Source organism: Roseateles sp., assembly GCF_965262435.1.
Lineage (GTDB): Bacteria > Pseudomonadota > Gammaproteobacteria > Burkholderiales > Burkholderiaceae_C > Paucibacter_A.
Genome location: NZ_OZ253537.1, coordinates 212,928 through 227,543 on the forward strand (window position 1 = coordinate 212,928; position 14,616 = coordinate 227,543).

A 14,616-nucleotide genomic window follows, 5' to 3' on the forward strand; every position below is an offset into this window, starting at 1 on the left:
ACTCACACAAAAGGGTCAAAAAACAGAAACGGGGTCAGGTCTTGCGCAGCTTCTGCACGGCCAGGGCGGCCGAGCCGGCCACCACGCCCCAGAAGGCGGCGCCAATGCCCAGCAGGCTCAGGCCTGAGAGGGTGACGAGAAAGGTCAGCATGGCCGCGTCGCGGTGTTCGGGCTCGGCCAGGGCGCTGCTCAGGCCGCCGGCGATGGTGCCCAGCAAGGCCAGGCCGGCCACGGCCGCCACCAGCTCGCGCGGGAAAGCCGCCAGCAGGCCCACCACGGCGCCGCCCGCCAGGCCCAGGGCGATGTAGAACAGGCCGGCCGCCATCGCCGCGGTGTAGCGTCGGGACGGGTCTTCATGAGCCTCGCGGCCCATGCAGATGGCCGCGGTGATGGCCGCCAGATTGAAGGCATAGCCACCAAAGGGCGCCAGCAACAAGCCGGCCGCACCGGTGACGCTCAGGCTGGCCGACACCGGCGTGCGGTAGCCCGCCGCGCGTTGCGCCGCCACGCCGGGCAGGTTCTGCGAGGCCATGGTGACCAGGAACAAAGGCAAGGCCACGCCGATCAGGGCCGGCAGGCTGAACTCGGGCGCGGTCCAGACCGGCACCGCCCAGGCCCAGTCCACGGCCTCCAAATGCAGGCGCCCTTGCCAAGCCGCCGTCGCCACGCCGGCCAGCAGCACGCCGGGCACCGCATAGCGAGCCCAGAAACGCCGGCCCAGCAAATAGGCTGCCGCCATGACGAGCACCAAGCCGGGCGCGGTTCGGACCGTCAGCACCGCATCAAGGCCAAAGCGTGCCAGCACCCCTGCCAGCAAGGCCGAGGCCACCGCCAGCGGGATGCGGTCCATCAGGCGTTCGAACCAGCCGGTCACGCCGAACAACACGATCAAAGCGCTGCAGGCCAGAAAGGCGCCCACGGCTTCCGGCATGCTCAGGCCCGAAGTGGCCGCCAGCAAGGCCGCGCCGGGCGTGGACCAGGCGGTCAAGATCGGTTGGCGGGTCCACCAGGACAGGCCCAGGCTCGTCGCCCCCATGCCCAGGCCCAGGGCCCACATCCAGGAGCTGGTCTGGGCCGGCGTGGCGCCCAGAGCTTGTGCGGCCTGAAACACGATGGCCACCGAACTGGTGAAGCCGACCAGCACCGCCACGAATCCGGCCACCGCAGTGGACAGGGAAAGTTCCCGGTACCAGGCATTTTTTTTCAGCATGCGCGCAGCATAGCGGGCCGGCTCCGGCCTTGTTGTGGCAAGCTCAAGCCAGGACTTTGCGAACCCACCATGTGCCGTTTTCTCGCCTACCTGGGTGACACGATCTTTCTCGATGAGCTGGTCTGCAAACCGCAGCATTCCCTGGTGCGGCAGTCCTTGCGCGCCGACCAGGCCAAGGCGGTGACCAATGGCGACGGCTTCGGCATCGGCTGGTACGGCGAACGTGAGACGCCTGGGGTGTACCGGGAGGTGATGCCGGCCTGGTCGGACGAAAACCTGCTGGCCCTGTGCGCCAATGTGCGCTCCCACCTGTTCTTCGCCCATGTGCGGGCCGCCACCGGCACCGGCATCGCGCGGCAGAACTGCCACCCGTTTCACTACGGCCCCTACCTCTTCATGCACAACGGCCAGATCGGCGGCTACGGCCAGATCCGCCGTGCCATGGAGGCACGCCTGCCTGACCACCTCTACGCGCGCCGCCTTGGCGCCACCGATTCAGAGCTGCTGTTCCTGCTCATCATTGCCCGCATGGAAATTGGCGAGGGCGTGGCCGATGCCGTCAGCCAGGTGCTGCGAGAAACCATGGCCATGATGCAAGTGCTGAACATCCACGAACCGCTGCGCTTCGCCGCGGCTCTCGCCGACGGCGAGCAGGTCTACGCCTTCCGCTTCGCCAGCGACAAGCGCGCGCCGACGCTCTACATGCGAGAGGAACACGCGCGAGGCCTGGTCGTGGCCTCCGAGCCCTTGGCCGATGACCAGCAGGGCTGGGAGCTGATCCCGCAAGGCACCGTGCTGCTGCTGAGCCGCCAGGGCTTTCGACACGAAACCCTGGCCTGAGGCCGCTCAGCCCAGCGGGCTCAGATCTCGACCTTGGAGCCCAGCTCGACGATGCGGTTGGTCGGCAGGTGCAGGAAGTCGGCCGCGGCGGCCGCATTGCGGTGCATGCTGGCGAACAGCTTTTCGCGCCACAAGGCCATGCCGCTGCCAATCGTCGGGATGACGATGTCGCGCGAGAGGAAGTAGCTGGTTTCCATCTCGTCGAGGTGGACGCCGTTCTGCTCCAGCATCTTCAGCGCATAGGGCACATCGGGCTCGTTCTTGAAACCGAAGTGCAGGCTGACTGCCCAGCAAGCATTGCCCAGCGGCTCCACGTGCACCCGCTTGTCAAAACCGACCCAGGGCACCTCGTGGTGTTTGACCGTGACGAACAGGTTCTGCGCATGCAGCACCTTGTTGTGCTTGAGGTTGTGCAGCAAGGCGTTCGGCGTCACGCCGGCTTCGGCCGACAGGAACACCGCCGTGCCTTCGACACGCTGCGGCGGGCTGACGAACACAGCTTCCAGAAAGCTCTTGAGGTCGATCGCGTCTTCGCGCAGCTTGCTGCTGAGCAGGCGCCGGCCCTGCTTCCAGGTCAGCATCAGGGTGAACATGCCGATGCCAATCATCAGCGGGAACCAGCCACCGGCGAACAGCTTGAGCAGGTTGGAGCCGAGGAAGATCACATCGATGATGAAAAAGAACCCCGTGGCCAGCAGGCACAGCGGCAGCGGGTACTTCCAGCCGTAGCGGATGACGAAGAAGGTCATGACCGTGGTGATGGTCATGTCGATGGTCACCGCAATGCCGTAGGCTCCGGCCAGCTTGCTGGATGAACCGAACAACACCACGGCCAGCACGATGAAGACGAACAGACCCCAGTTGACGAAAGGCACATAGATCTGGCCCGTGTCACGCACGGAGGTGTGCAGGATGCGCATGCGCGGCAGGATGCCCAGTTGCACCGCCTGCTTGGTGACCGAAAAGGCAGCCGTGATCAAGGCTTGGGACGCCACCACGGCGGCGCAGGTGGCCAGGATGAAGAGCGGAATCTCGGCCCAGGCCGGCGCCAGATTGAAGAATGGGTTTTTCACCGAGGCCGGCTCGTCGAGCAGCATGGCACCCTGGCCGAAGTAGTTGACCACCAGGGCTGGCATGACGATGCCGTACCAGGCGATACGGATCGGCTTCTTGCCGAAATGGCCGAGGTCGGCGTACAGCGCCTCGCCGCCGGTCACCACCAGCACCACGGCGCCCAGGGCGACAAAGGCCACCCATTTGTATTCCATGCAGAAGGCCACGGCGTACATGGGGTTCACTGCCACCAGCACATGCGGGTTGGCAAGGATGTGCGGCAGGCCCAACAGGGTCAGCGCAGCAAACCAGAGCAGCATCACCGGTCCGAAAGCCTTGCCAATGCCGCCCGTGCCCAGGCGCTGCACGGCGAACAAACCCGCCAGCACCAGCAAGGTCAGGGGCAGGATGGCATCGTGCAGATGGGGCGCATAGACATCGATGCCTTCGACCGCGCCGAGCACCGTCATGGCCGGCGTGATCACCGCGTCGCCGTAGAAAATGGCGGTGCCGAACAGGCCAACCAGCATCAGCACACGGCGCAGGCGCGGGCTGCTGTTCACCGCATTGGTGGCCAGGGCCAGCATGGCGATCAAGCCGCCTTCGCCGTTGTTGTCGGCGCGCAGGATCAGCAGCACGTACTTGAGCGAGACGATGACGGTCATCGTCCAGAACAGCAGCGAGAGCACGCCGAGGATGTTGTCCGGCGTGGTGGCGACATGGCCCCCGTGAAAGACTTCTTTGAGCGCGTAGAGCGGGCTGGTGCCGATGTCGCCATAGACGACGCCCAAGGCACCGAGGGTCAAGCCGGCCAGGGCTGAGGGCGAGCGGGCCGTGTTGGAAGAACTCACGTGATGTTGCAGCACGCTTGCGGCGCCGCCGAGCCAAAAGTGCTATTTTGCGCCTGCTTTGCTGCGCTGCGGCAAAACTGATGAAACATCGGCATCGGCCGCCACAGGCTCGGCATCGGGCGGCACGGCAGCCAGCGCCTGCTGCACAAAAGCCACGGTGGCGCTGAACAGGAAGTCGCGGTTCTCGGCGCGGCTGAAGCTGTGCCCCTCGTCCTCGGCCGTCAGGAACCAAACCGGCGTGCCCGCCGCACGCACCGCCGCCACCATTTGCAAGGCCTCGCCGTAGGGCACACGCGGGTCGTTGCGGCCATGGACGATGAACAGCGGCTTGCGCACGGCCGCGGCCCGGCTCAGGGGCGAGATGCCTTGCAAAAAGGCGCGCATCTCAGGGTCGCGCTCGTCGCCGTATTCGGCGCGGCGGTTGTCGCGCCGGTAGCTCTCGGTGTTCTCCAGAAAAGACACGAAGTTGGCAATGCCCACGCGACAGATGCTGCCGGCAATGCGGGCCGACTCGTGCGTCGCCACCGCCAGCGACATGTATCCGCCATAGCTGCCGCCAGACACGATGACGCGGCGCGCGTCCATCTCGGGCCGGCTGGCGATCAGGTCCAGCAAGGCGCTGATGTCGCGCACCGCATCTTCGCGGCGGCGGCCGTTGTCCAGCTTGAGAAAGCGCTGGCCGAAGCCTTCGGAGCCGCGCACATTGGGCAGGATCAGGTGCATGCCCAGGGTCTCGACCAGGTAGCGCAAGCTGCCCGACAGATGCGTGGGCCGGGCCTGCGCGCTGGGCCCGCCGTGGATGCTGATGAACACCGGGCGCGGCCCCTTGAAATGGGCCGGCGGGGCAATGTGCAGGCCGCTGATCTCCAGGCCGTCGAAGCTCTGCCAGCGCAGCGGGGCGTATTCGGGCAACCACACCCCGGCCTCTGGTTCGGCCTCGCGGCCCGACCAAGCTTGCACGCCGGCGTCCTCAGGCGACCAGCTGAGGATGCGCCCCGGGCTGCTCGCCGAGCTGTGGTTGAAAGCCAGCAAGGGCAGGCGCGGGTGCCACTGCGGGCCCTGGATCACGCCGGCAGGCAGCTCAGCCGCCACCTGCTGCAGCGGCGGCTCGCTACCCGGCCGCGCCAGGCGCAGCACCGACACGCCCGCCTCGTTGTGCACCAGGGCTAAGGGCATGGCGCTGCCCGTCGGCGGCGCAGCCAGGGCTTCCAGATCGCCGGCCGGCTCGGGCAGATTCACGGCGCGGCGCTGGCCGCTGTTCAGGCGCAGCTGCACCAGCCGGCGAAAGTCCCCACCCATGGCCTGGCGCTGCAGCAGCACCTCCTCCTCGTCCTGGCCAGCTTCGGCGCCGCCAGGGGCGCCCAGGGCCCGGCCGCCCGGCGGGGTCGCCGGGTCCAGATCGAAGAGCAAGGTCTGGCTGCGCCCCTGGCGGGTGTGCAGGGCCACCACCGTGCCGGCCGCACTGATACGCAGATCGGTGTAGCGCCCACCGACTGTGTCGCCAAGCAGGCGCGCGCTCTCGGGCCGGGCCGGGTCCATCCAGAACAGCTGGCTGCGGGCACTGCGCGTGCGGGGCGATGGCGCCGCAGAAGTGTCTTCAGCATCGGTTTCCGATGCGTCGCTGGGCGCTGGATTGCGGCTGCCGTCCAGCTGATCCAGCACATAGACCAGACCCTCCCCCTGCGGCAAGAACTGAAAAGCGCTGACGCGCGCACCCGCCGGCGTCAGGGGCTGCGGCTCGGTCAGGCGGGCGGAGTTCGCCTCGGGCGGCTGCAGGCGGTAGAGCCGAAACGCCTCATCACCGCCACGGTCCCGGCTGAACACCAGGTACTCACCGCGGCGCGGTTCCCACTGCGCGCTGTCCACGCGCTCGCGCCCACCAGTCAGCGGCTGCGGGCGGGCACCGGGCTCGGCCAGGCGGTGCAGCTGCAGGCTGCCGCCCGCGCTGGCCAGCACCAGCATTTCGCGCTGCTGCGGATGCCAGCCGAGAAAGCGCAGCACCGGGGCTTCGACACCAGCGGTCACCACCCGCTGCAAGGCCGGCAGGCCATCGGCCTGAAGACCGGGCGGCGGCGACACAGGCCGGGCCAGAGCCAGGCCCATGCCCATGCCCGCTGCCGCCATGAGGAGCGAGACGCCCAGGCGAAGCCCCGTCTTGAAGTTCAAATCCATTGCGCGACACAAAAAAAAGGGGCGGCTGCTGACGCAGCGCCCCTGAAACCGACGCAGCATGGGCCGCGTTCGGGACTGACCGCTTGTTTACTTGAAGGTGTAGCTCGCGCTCACCGAGAAGCGACGACCCAGCTGACCGGCATTGCCCGCATCGTAGTAAGTCCAGGGCGAAACCGGGCCGCTGGTGTTGGGATAAGTCCCTTCCAGATTCAACACGCTGAAGGACAGCACCAGGTCCTTGAAGCCCTTGTAGCTGCCGCCGATGTCCACGGTGTTGGTGGCCGAGACGTAGCAATAGTCGTTGGCTCGCAGGAAGCTGTTGTAGGCCGAGGTCGAGGTCTGGCAGGTGTCGGTGGTCGAGCTCTTGAGCTTGTCCACATGGTTCAGGCGCGCGAAGCTGCTCCAGTCACCGAGCTTCCAGTTCAGGCTGACCGTGGCCTTGGTCTTGGGAATGTCGTTGGTGGTGGTGCCGACCGAGTAGGTGGTGTCGCCATTGGCCAGGATCTTGTAATCGAAGCGGCTGGTGTACGTGCCTTCGATCTTCAGCTTGAACTCACCGATGGATTCGGTGGGCATGCGCGCCGACAGCTCGTAGTCCAGGCCCGAAGTCTTGGTCCAGTTGAAGTTGCCGTACTCGCGCACCAACATCAGGATCGGGCCGCTGTTGGGCACGCCTGGCAACCAGGTCGCGGGGTTGGGATCACGGATGACCTGGCGATTCGGCGTGGACGGCGACTTGTTGGCGTCTTCCATGATGTCCACACCGCGCTGCGAGCGGATCTCGTTGTTGCGCTGGAAGTACCAGGCATCGAGGCTCAGGTCGACATATTTGGTCGGCGACAGGATCACGCCCAGGGTGAAGGAGCGCGATTTCTCGGGCTTCAGGTTGGGGTTGGCGCTGATGGTGGTGGCGATGCTGCCCGGGTTGGGCGTGCGCGAGCTGAAGCCCAGCACATTGCAGTCGCGGCTGTTCGCCGGGTCGGCCTTGCTGACGGGCCTGTCCGGGTTGCTCAGGTCGCAGCGCAGATTGTCGGCCACCGCATAGGTGCCGAAGCTGTGGAAGGACGAGGCGTAGGAGTTGCCGATCTGCGAGATCGAAGGCGCGCGGAAGCCGGTGGCGGCCGTGCCGCGCAGGGCAACGAAGGACGGCATGGCGCTCCACTTGAAGCCCAGCTTGCCGGTGTTCGCGCGGCCGAAGTCGCTGTACTTCTCGGCGCGCAGGGCGGCTTGCACTTCCAGCGCCTTGTGCACCGGCAGGCTCAGCTCACCGAAGGCGGCATAGGAATTGCGCGCGCCCGAGGTGCCGTTGGCCACCAGGCCGATGAAGTCACCGCTGGTATAGGCCTCGTTCGGGCTGGCCGACAGGGTCTCGCGGCGGAACTCGCCGCCCACGGCCACGCCGGCCATGCCGCCTGCCAGGTCGAACAGTTCGCGGCTGGCGCGCACATCGACGGACGCGATGGTGGCCTTGCCGTCGATCACCGCATCGGAGGCAACGCTGGCGATGGCCGCGGCGTCGTTGGCCTTGCCGAAGTGGTAGCTGTTGGAGGCGATCGCCTTCTTGAGCAGGGAGGAGCGCAGCTCATTGCTGCGCACGCGGCTCATATCCTGGCGTGTGTAGAGCAGCGCGCTGTCGATGTCCCAGTCGCCGATCACGCCGCTGATGCCGGCGGTGAAACGCGAGGCCTTGAGCTCGGTGGTGTCGAAGCGCGGCACATCGGCGAAGCGGTAGATCAGCTGCACGGCCTCGGGCTTGGCCTTGCCATTGGTCGGGTTGTCCGGGTGGCCGATGGGCAGGATGATGGTCGGGAAGGTCTGCAGCGAACCATCCAGCTTGGGCCAGGTCACCGCTGTGTTGGCGGTGGCGCTGCTGAAGATGCTGGTGGTCAGCGTGCGCGGCGCGACATAGGACTCGGTCGTGGTCTTGGACAGCATGACGTCGGCATACGCCGTCAGCTCCGAGTTGATGGCGAAGGTGCCGCGCACGGTGGCGCCGATCTTGTCCTGCTTGGAGATCGCCTCGGTGGCGCTGTCGACGTCGTAGCGGCACTGGCCCTTAGGCAGACTGGCCGTGCCGTAGTCGGTGGCACCCGGGCCTGCGGCCTGGAAGCCCGGCAGGCGCGTGGGCACGCCCTTGCCCACAGTCAGCTCATCGGGGCAACCCGCCAAACTACCGAGGAAGAACTTGCCTGAGCTGCTGTTGTTGGCCACGCTGAAGCCGTCAATGACGGTGCGGCCCGAGGTGCTGCTCGGCAAGCTGTAATAGTTACCCCAGAACGAGGCAGGGCTGGAAGGGCTGAAGCGGCTCAAGGATGAGCTGAGATTCAAGGCCTGGTCATAAAGCTCGGGGGCGCCGCGGTCGCGCAGGTCCGGGTACATCACGCGGTCGCGTTGGGAGACTTCCAGGCCACCGAAGACATTGAAACGGTCGCGGCTCAGGTCGCCGAAACCGAAGCTGGCGTTGGCGCTCTTGGTGCCGCCCACGCCCTTGTCATTGGCGCTGTAGGTGACGCCGGCTTCGGCGCCCTGGTAGTCCTTGCGCAGCACATAGTTCACCACGCCGACCACGGCGTCCGAGCCGTAGATGGCCGAAGCACCGTCCTTGAGGATTTCGATGCGGTCGATGGCGCCCTTGGGAATGGTGTTGACGCTGACCAGATTGCCACGGCCGAAGTTCACATCGACGGCAGCGGCCGGTGCGATGCGGCGGCCGTTGATCAGGGTCAGCGTGCCTTGCGAGCCGAAGCCGCGCAGCGAGATGGTGGACAGGCCGCTGACAAAGCCCGAAGCCGCGCCGTCACCGACCGAGCTCAGGTCGACCGCGCCGGTCGAGCGCAACAGCTCTTCGATGGTGCCGAAACCGGAGTTCTTGATGTCTTCGCGGCTGATGGTCTGCACCACCGACGGCGTTTCGCGGTCGGTGCGCTTGATCATGGAACCGGTGATGGTGACCCGCTCCAGCTCGGCCTTGGGCGCGCTGTCGGCGGCCTGCGCTTGAGCCTGGGTGGACGCAGCCAGGCTCAAGATGGCCAGGGCGATGAGGTGAGGACGCTGCTGTTGCACGAAGATTCTCCAACGGTTCTTTGATGTGAGGAGGCAGCCGGCGTCAGGGATACGGCTCCTGGCGTCAACGCTTGCGCAAACCATAAGAGCGCGTCACAAAATCGACATGAGTAAAGGTTTGTTAAAGTGAAAAAATGGTTATCTCCAGCGCTTCCCCGGCTCCATCGCTCGCTCCCGAAGCCGCTGAAACCTTCGTCGCCAAGCGCCTGAGCCTGCGTCATTTGCGGGTGCTGCAGGCCCTGGCTGACTCTGGCAGCCTCAGCGCGGCGGCCGATCTGCTGCATGTCACCCAGCCCGCCGTGAGCAAAGCCCTGGCCGAGATCGAACGCGGCCTAGGACAAACCCTGTTCATGCGCCGCGGCCGCAGCTTGCGCGCCACAGCGCTGGGCGAACGGCTTGTGGAACTGGCCCGCAAGCTCGAGATCGACCTGCAGCGCGGCGGCGGTGACATTGCCTCCATCGTGCGCGGCGCCTCCGGCGAGTTGCGCATCGGCGCCACCAATGCGGCCCTGCCGCAGATCCTGCCGGACGCCATGGCGGCCATGAAACAGGCTTATCCCAACATCACGCTGAGCGTGCGCACCCATGCGCTGACCGGCCTGATCGGCGAGCTGCGCGAAGGACGCCTGGACTTGGTGATCGCGCGCATCCGCCCGCATGAGGCGCCGGCCGATCTGGAGCCGCTGTGCCTGATCGCCCAGCCCGAGGTGGTGGCGATCAGCATCGTCCACCCCTTGGCCAAGGCCAGTGGCAAGCTGGGCTGGGAAACCCTCAATCAGCAGGCCTGGATCTGGCCCCTGCCCGGCACCCGTTCACGCAGCCTGCAAGACCGGCTGTGGCAGGACATGGGCTTGGCCCTGCCCACCAATCTGGTCGAAACCGGCGATGTGATGCTGACCCTGAGCCTGCTCAAGCGCATGCCCATGCTGACCCTGCTACCCCAGCATGTGGCCAAGCTGGCAGCACAGAACGGCATCGCCAAGATCTTGCCCCTGGACGCCGACCTCGGCCTGGCCGACCTGACCCTCTGGCATCTGCGCGAACCTCAGACCGAGGTGGTGGAGCGATTCAAGCAGTTGATGCTCGAAGCCAGCCAAAAACTGGGCTGAAGCGCCCCATCAGCTCGGTGCTCATACGTTTTTGTAGCGAGCGCCTGTCAGGCGAGGCTGAGCCGGGACTGATCAAGTCCTGAGGACTGGATCAGCCTGGCGAAGGCCGAGGCCTCTGGCCGAGGCGGACGGCGCGCAGTAAAAAACGTTCAGGCGTAGACCTCGGCTTCGGGGTCGGTCACTTCCAGCTCATAGCTCGCCGCCAGCATCGCCAGGCGAGCGATCACGCCGTACATATAGAAGCGGTTCGGGGCACTGGCACCGGGCTTTTCGCCCGGGCGCGGCAGCTGCGAGCTCTGGGCAAAGGCCAAGGGCACAAAGCTGGAACCCGGGGCATTGAGGTTCTCTTCGCTGCCGCGTTCGGCATGGATGCGGTAGAAGCCGCCGACCACATAGCGGTCCATCATGTAGACCACCGGTTCGGCCACGGCTTCATTGACACGCTCATGCGTGACCACGCCTTCCTGCACCAGCAGCTGGTGTGGCCCCTGCCCACTCTGGAACCAGTTCAGCGCCTCAGCGCCGCGCCGCCCCAGATCGGCCAGCTCTTTAGCATCGCGCAGCATCAGCGTGCCCTGGCTGTGGCCGCCGGCGTCCGGCTTGATCAGCACAAAAGGCTTTTCCTGGATGCCGTAATCCTTGTACTTCTTGCGCGTCTTGCTGAGCACCAGATCGACCTGGGTCTGCAGCGCTTCCAAGCCGTGACCGGCACTGAGATCCTCGCCGCTGACCGGCACCGACATCGGGTGGATCAGCCAAGGATCCATGCCCAGCAGCTTGCTGAACTTCTTGGCGACTTCCTCGTAGGACTTGAAGTGCTGGCTCTTGCGTCGCAGGGTCCAGCCCGCATGCAGCGGCGGCAGCAGGTACTGCTCATGCAGATGCTCCAGCACCCGCGGCACGCCTTCCGAGAGCTCGTTGTTGAGCAAGATGGTGCAGGGGTCGAAATCCTTCAGACCCAGCCGACCGCGCTGCCGCAGCAAGGGCTCGACGGTCAGGCTGCTGCCGTCGGCGAGACTCAGCTCCGTGGGCTCGGTGACGGCCGGGTCCAAACTGCCCAGACGAACGTTCAGCCCAGCTTGCGTGAAGATGCGCTTGAGGGTGGCGAGGTTGCTGAGGTAGAAGCTGCTGTGCGTCTGCTTGCCGGGGATCAGCAGCAGGTTCTTGGCCTCGGGGCAGATCTTCTCGATCGCCGCCATGGCCGCTTGCACCGACAGCGGCAGCATGTCCTGCGTCAGGTTGTTGAAGCCGCCAGGAAACAGATGGGTGCCCACCGGCGCGAGCTTGAAGCCGGCATTGCGCAGATCGACCGAGGAATAGAAAGGCGGCGTGTGCTCCATCCACTCGAGCCGAAACCATCGCTCGATGGCTGGCATGGATTCCAGGATGCGCTGTTCCAGCTCGTTGATGGGACCGGTCAATGCGGTGGTGAGATGGGGAACCATGGTCGGGGGGTGCTCGGGTCGGGCCGAAGGAGGGAAGGCAGTGCGGCGGGCTGCCTTCGATTCTAGGAGCACGCATGTGGGGCCGGCCCTGGCTTTGCCAAGCCGCCACAGTGAAAAAAGTTTTACCGCGAGGGATATGCTCGGCCGCATGAACACGCGCAGACCCGCCACTTCGCCATGAAGGCCAAGATCTTGATCGTCGAGGACCAGGCCGATATACGACGCCTGATCCGCTGGGCCCTGGAAGACACCGGGCATCAGCTCTACGAAGCGCCCAATGGCAGTCTGGCCATGGACTTGGCCCGCACCATGCAGCCCGACCTGGTCTACCTGGATGTGATGATGCCGGGTGGCATCGATGGCATTGAAGTCTGCCGCCAGATGCGCGCCGACCCAAGGCTCGCCCAGGCCCTGATCGTCATGCTGACCGCAGACGCCAGCCAGGCCACCAAGACCCGCGCCCTCGCAAGCGGCGCCAACTTCTTCCTCGCCAAACCCTTCAGCCCGGCCAAGCTGCTGGAGCTGACCGAGGTCTTGATCAAGAAACGCCAGGAAAGCGCAGCGCCCGATCCGGGGCCGTGATGTCAGCACTGGTGCTCGCGAGGGGCGGCAAGCGGCATAAAGCAGTCTTCATGTTCTCCCTCGTGAGGCCCTGCAGTCCGGGCCGCCGCCGGGCTCATGGTTCCGGGGTCGCCCCTACCGGGCCGACTGCCTTGCGCTGCTCGCGCCTCGGGGCTGGCGCATAACTCACTTCACTCACTGCGTTCGTTCCGTTCAAACAGACGCGCCAAGTCAGAGCTTGAAGCGCGCGGGTACGCGCGCGCCCCGAGCCGCTGCGCTGCTCAGCCCTTCACAAATCGCCCGGCGGCGACCCGAACTGCAGGGCGCTTGCATCGCGATCGATCTGCCCCTCGACGGTGGAACACGCCCCATTCGGAGGTGGCTCGGCCCGACGACGGGCGATTTGTGCGCGGCCGAGAGCGCAGCGGAGCGGCTCAGGCGCGTGTACCCACGCGCTTCAAGCACTGACTCGGCGCCACTGTCTGACCACAGTGAGCGCAGCGAACGGAGGGAGTTTGGCGCCGCTGAGCCGCGCAGTGAGCAGCGAGGGGAGTCGGCTCGCAGAGCCGACCCGGGCACCATGAGCAAGGCGGCGGGCCGAGCCACCGCAGCGCGACAAACCCGGCCATCGAACTTCCGCTATGTGCCGCCTGCAGCCGTCCGCGCCATTCAAAACAAAAGCCACCCGATCCGAAGACAGGGTGGCTTGTGGCCTTGCAGGGGCTGCGCTGGGCTCAAGCCCCGGCGCAGCCGAGGGCGCTCAGATCACTTGTGGTACGCCGTCTCGCCGTGCGAGCTGATGTCCAGGCCTTGGCGTTCGTCTTCTTCGCTGACGCGCAGACCGATGACCAGATCAACCAGCTTGTAAGCGACCACCGAGACGACAGCCGACCAGATCACGGTCACGCCGACCGCCTTGGCTTGTGTCCAGACCTGACCGGCGATGGTGTAGGCATCGGCCGTCACCATGCTGACCGTCACCCATTCAGCGACCAAGCTCGGGCCACCCAGATTGGGCGAGTTGAAGACTCCGGTCAGCAGAGCGCCGACGATACCGCCCACGCCGTGCACGCCGAAGACATCGAGCGAGTCGTCCGCGCCCAGCAGCTTCTTCAGACCCGACACGCCCCAGAGGCAGGCGAAACCAGCGATCACGCCGATGATCAGCGCACCGCCGACACCGACATTGCCAGCCGCCGGGGTGATAGCCACCAGACCGGCCACTGCACCAGACGCAGCGCCCAGCATCGAAGCCTTGCCCTTGTGCAGCGCTTCACCGATGGACCAGGACAGCACCGCTGCGGCCGTGGCCACCAGGGTGTTGATGAAGGCCAGGGCTGCGAAGCCGTTGGCCTCCAGCGCTGAGCCGGCGTTGAAACCGAACCAGCCCACCCACAGCAGCGAGGCGCCGACCATGGTCAGGGTCAGGCTGTGCGGGGTGAAGGCTTCCTTGCCGTACCCGATGCGCTTGCCCACCATGAAGGCGCCGACCAGGCCGGCCACGGCGGCATTGATGTGCACCACGGTGCCGCCGGCGAAGTCCAGCGCACCCCATTGCCAGAGCAGACCGGCCTTGCCGTTCATTTCATCGACCACACCTGCAGCGGTGTAGGCGTCCGGGCCCATCCAGAACCAGACCATGTGCGCCACCGGCAGGTAGCTGAAGGTGAACCACAGGGCCAGGAAAGCCAGGGCGGCGCTGAACTTGATGCGTTCGGCAAAGGCGCCAATGATCAGGCAGGCGGTGATGCCGGCGAAGGTGGCCTGGAAGGCCGCGAACACGATCTCGGGAATGACCACGCCCTTGCTGAAGGTGGCTGCGTTGGCAAAAGTGCCGGCCGCGTTGTCCCAGATGCCCTTCATCATCAATCGGTCAGTGCCACCGATGAAAGCATTGCCCTCGGTGAAAGCCAGGCTGTAGCCATAGATCACCCACAGCACCACGATCATCGAGAACGCCACCATGACCTGCATCAGCACCGACAGCATGTTCTTGCTACGCACCAGGCCGCCGTAGAACAGAGCCAGGCCGGGCACGGTCATCAGGATGACCAACAGGGTGGACAGCATCATCCAGGTGGTGTCGCCCTTGTTGGGGACCAGCACCGGTGCGGCAGCAGCAGCCTCGCTGGCAGCAGCGGCCGGGGCGGGTGCTTCGGTGGGTGCCGCGACCGGCGCAGCGCTGGCCTCGGGTGCCGAGGCCATGGCGGTGGCCGCAGCCACCGGGGCCGAAGCCGCACCGTCTTGCGCCCAGGCGGCCGGTGCGAGCACCGCGGCGGCCAGGGCCAAGGTGGCGAGAAGTTTCTTGATGA

Annotated in this window: 9 protein-coding genes; 3 read left to right on the plus strand and 6 right to left on the minus strand. The window is 66.1% G+C overall.

The window, feature by feature from the left end; translation table 11 throughout:
- Positions 1 to 34: 34 nt before the first annotated feature.
- Positions 35 to 1,210 carry a benzoate/H(+) symporter BenE family transporter gene (locus ACQY39_RS00995; RefSeq protein WP_428503046.1) on the minus strand — a complete coding sequence of 392 codons (1,176 nt, stop codon included), beginning with the start codon at positions 1,208 to 1,210 and terminating at the stop codon, positions 35 to 37.
- Positions 1,211 to 1,279: 69 nt separating this feature from the next.
- Here ACQY39_RS00995 and ACQY39_RS01000 point away from each other — a divergent pair, with 69 nt between their 5' ends.
- Positions 1,280 to 2,050 carry a class II glutamine amidotransferase gene (locus ACQY39_RS01000; protein WP_428503047.1) on the plus strand — a complete coding sequence of 257 codons (771 nt, stop codon included), beginning with the start codon at positions 1,280 to 1,282 and terminating at the stop codon, positions 2,048 to 2,050.
- Positions 2,051 to 2,070: 20 nt separating this feature from the next.
- Here ACQY39_RS01000 and ACQY39_RS01005 read toward each other — a convergent pair whose 3' ends face one another.
- The 3 genes from ACQY39_RS01005 to ACQY39_RS01015 form a co-directional block, all read right to left on the minus strand.
- The gene (locus ACQY39_RS01005; protein WP_428503048.1) at positions 2,071 to 3,954 is read right to left on the minus strand and encodes a potassium transporter Kup; all 1,884 of its coding nucleotides are present in this window, start codon (positions 3,952 to 3,954) and stop codon (positions 2,071 to 2,073) included.
- 42 nt (positions 3,955 to 3,996) lie between these two features.
- Positions 3,997 to 6,126, minus strand: a complete 2,130-nt coding sequence (locus ACQY39_RS01010; protein WP_428503049.1) for a S9 family peptidase — start codon at positions 6,124 to 6,126, stop codon at positions 3,997 to 3,999.
- A gap of 87 nt (positions 6,127 to 6,213) precedes the next feature.
- Positions 6,214 to 9,189, minus strand: coding sequence for a TonB-dependent receptor plug domain-containing protein (locus ACQY39_RS01015; protein WP_428503050.1), 2,976 nt, complete (start codon positions 9,187 to 9,189; stop codon positions 6,214 to 6,216).
- Positions 9,190 to 9,323: 134 nt separating this feature from the next.
- Here ACQY39_RS01015 and ACQY39_RS01020 point away from each other — a divergent pair, with 134 nt between their 5' ends.
- A complete protein-coding gene (locus ACQY39_RS01020) occupies positions 9,324 to 10,298 on the plus strand; it encodes a LysR family transcriptional regulator (RefSeq protein WP_428503051.1) in 975 nt (324 codons plus the stop codon).
- A gap of 149 nt (positions 10,299 to 10,447) precedes the next feature.
- Here ACQY39_RS01020 and gshA read toward each other — a convergent pair whose 3' ends face one another.
- Positions 10,448 to 11,743: a glutamate--cysteine ligase gene (gshA, locus tag ACQY39_RS01025; protein ID WP_428503052.1), complete on the minus strand. Its 1,296-nt coding sequence runs from the start codon at positions 11,741 to 11,743 to the stop codon at positions 10,448 to 10,450.
- 177 nt (positions 11,744 to 11,920) lie between these two features.
- Here gshA and ACQY39_RS01030 point away from each other — a divergent pair, with 177 nt between their 5' ends.
- Positions 11,921 to 12,325, plus strand: coding sequence for a response regulator transcription factor (locus ACQY39_RS01030; RefSeq protein ID WP_428503053.1), 405 nt, complete (start codon positions 11,921 to 11,923; stop codon positions 12,323 to 12,325).
- Between the two features lie 744 nt (positions 12,326 to 13,069).
- Here ACQY39_RS01030 and ACQY39_RS01035 read toward each other — a convergent pair.
- Positions 13,070 to 14,614 carry an ammonium transporter gene (locus ACQY39_RS01035; protein WP_428510690.1) on the minus strand — a complete coding sequence of 515 codons (1,545 nt, stop codon included), beginning with the start codon at positions 14,612 to 14,614 and terminating at the stop codon, positions 13,070 to 13,072.
- Between the last annotated feature and the right edge of the window lie 2 nt (positions 14,615 to 14,616).

What these genes read in the sequence shown, in the direction of transcription:
- ACQY39_RS00995 (WP_428503046.1), bottom strand. Translation starts at nt 1,210, where the DNA reads ATGCTGAAAAAAAATGCCTGGTACCGGGAACTTTCCCTGTCCACTGCG.
- ACQY39_RS01000 (WP_428503047.1), top strand. Translation starts at nt 1,280, where the DNA reads ATGTGCCGTTTTCTCGCCTACCTGGGTGACACGATCTTTCTCGATGAG.
- ACQY39_RS01010 (WP_428503049.1), bottom strand. Translation starts at nt 6,126, where the DNA reads ATGGATTTGAACTTCAAGACGGGGCTTCGCCTGGGCGTCTCGCTCCTC.
- ACQY39_RS01020 (WP_428503051.1), top strand. Translation starts at nt 9,324, where the DNA reads ATGGTTATCTCCAGCGCTTCCCCGGCTCCATCGCTCGCTCCCGAAGCC.
- gshA (WP_428503052.1), bottom strand. Translation starts at nt 11,743, where the DNA reads ATGGTTCCCCATCTCACCACCGCATTGACCGGTCCCATCAACGAGCTG.
- ACQY39_RS01030 (WP_428503053.1), top strand. Translation starts at nt 11,921, where the DNA reads ATGAAGGCCAAGATCTTGATCGTCGAGGACCAGGCCGATATACGACGC.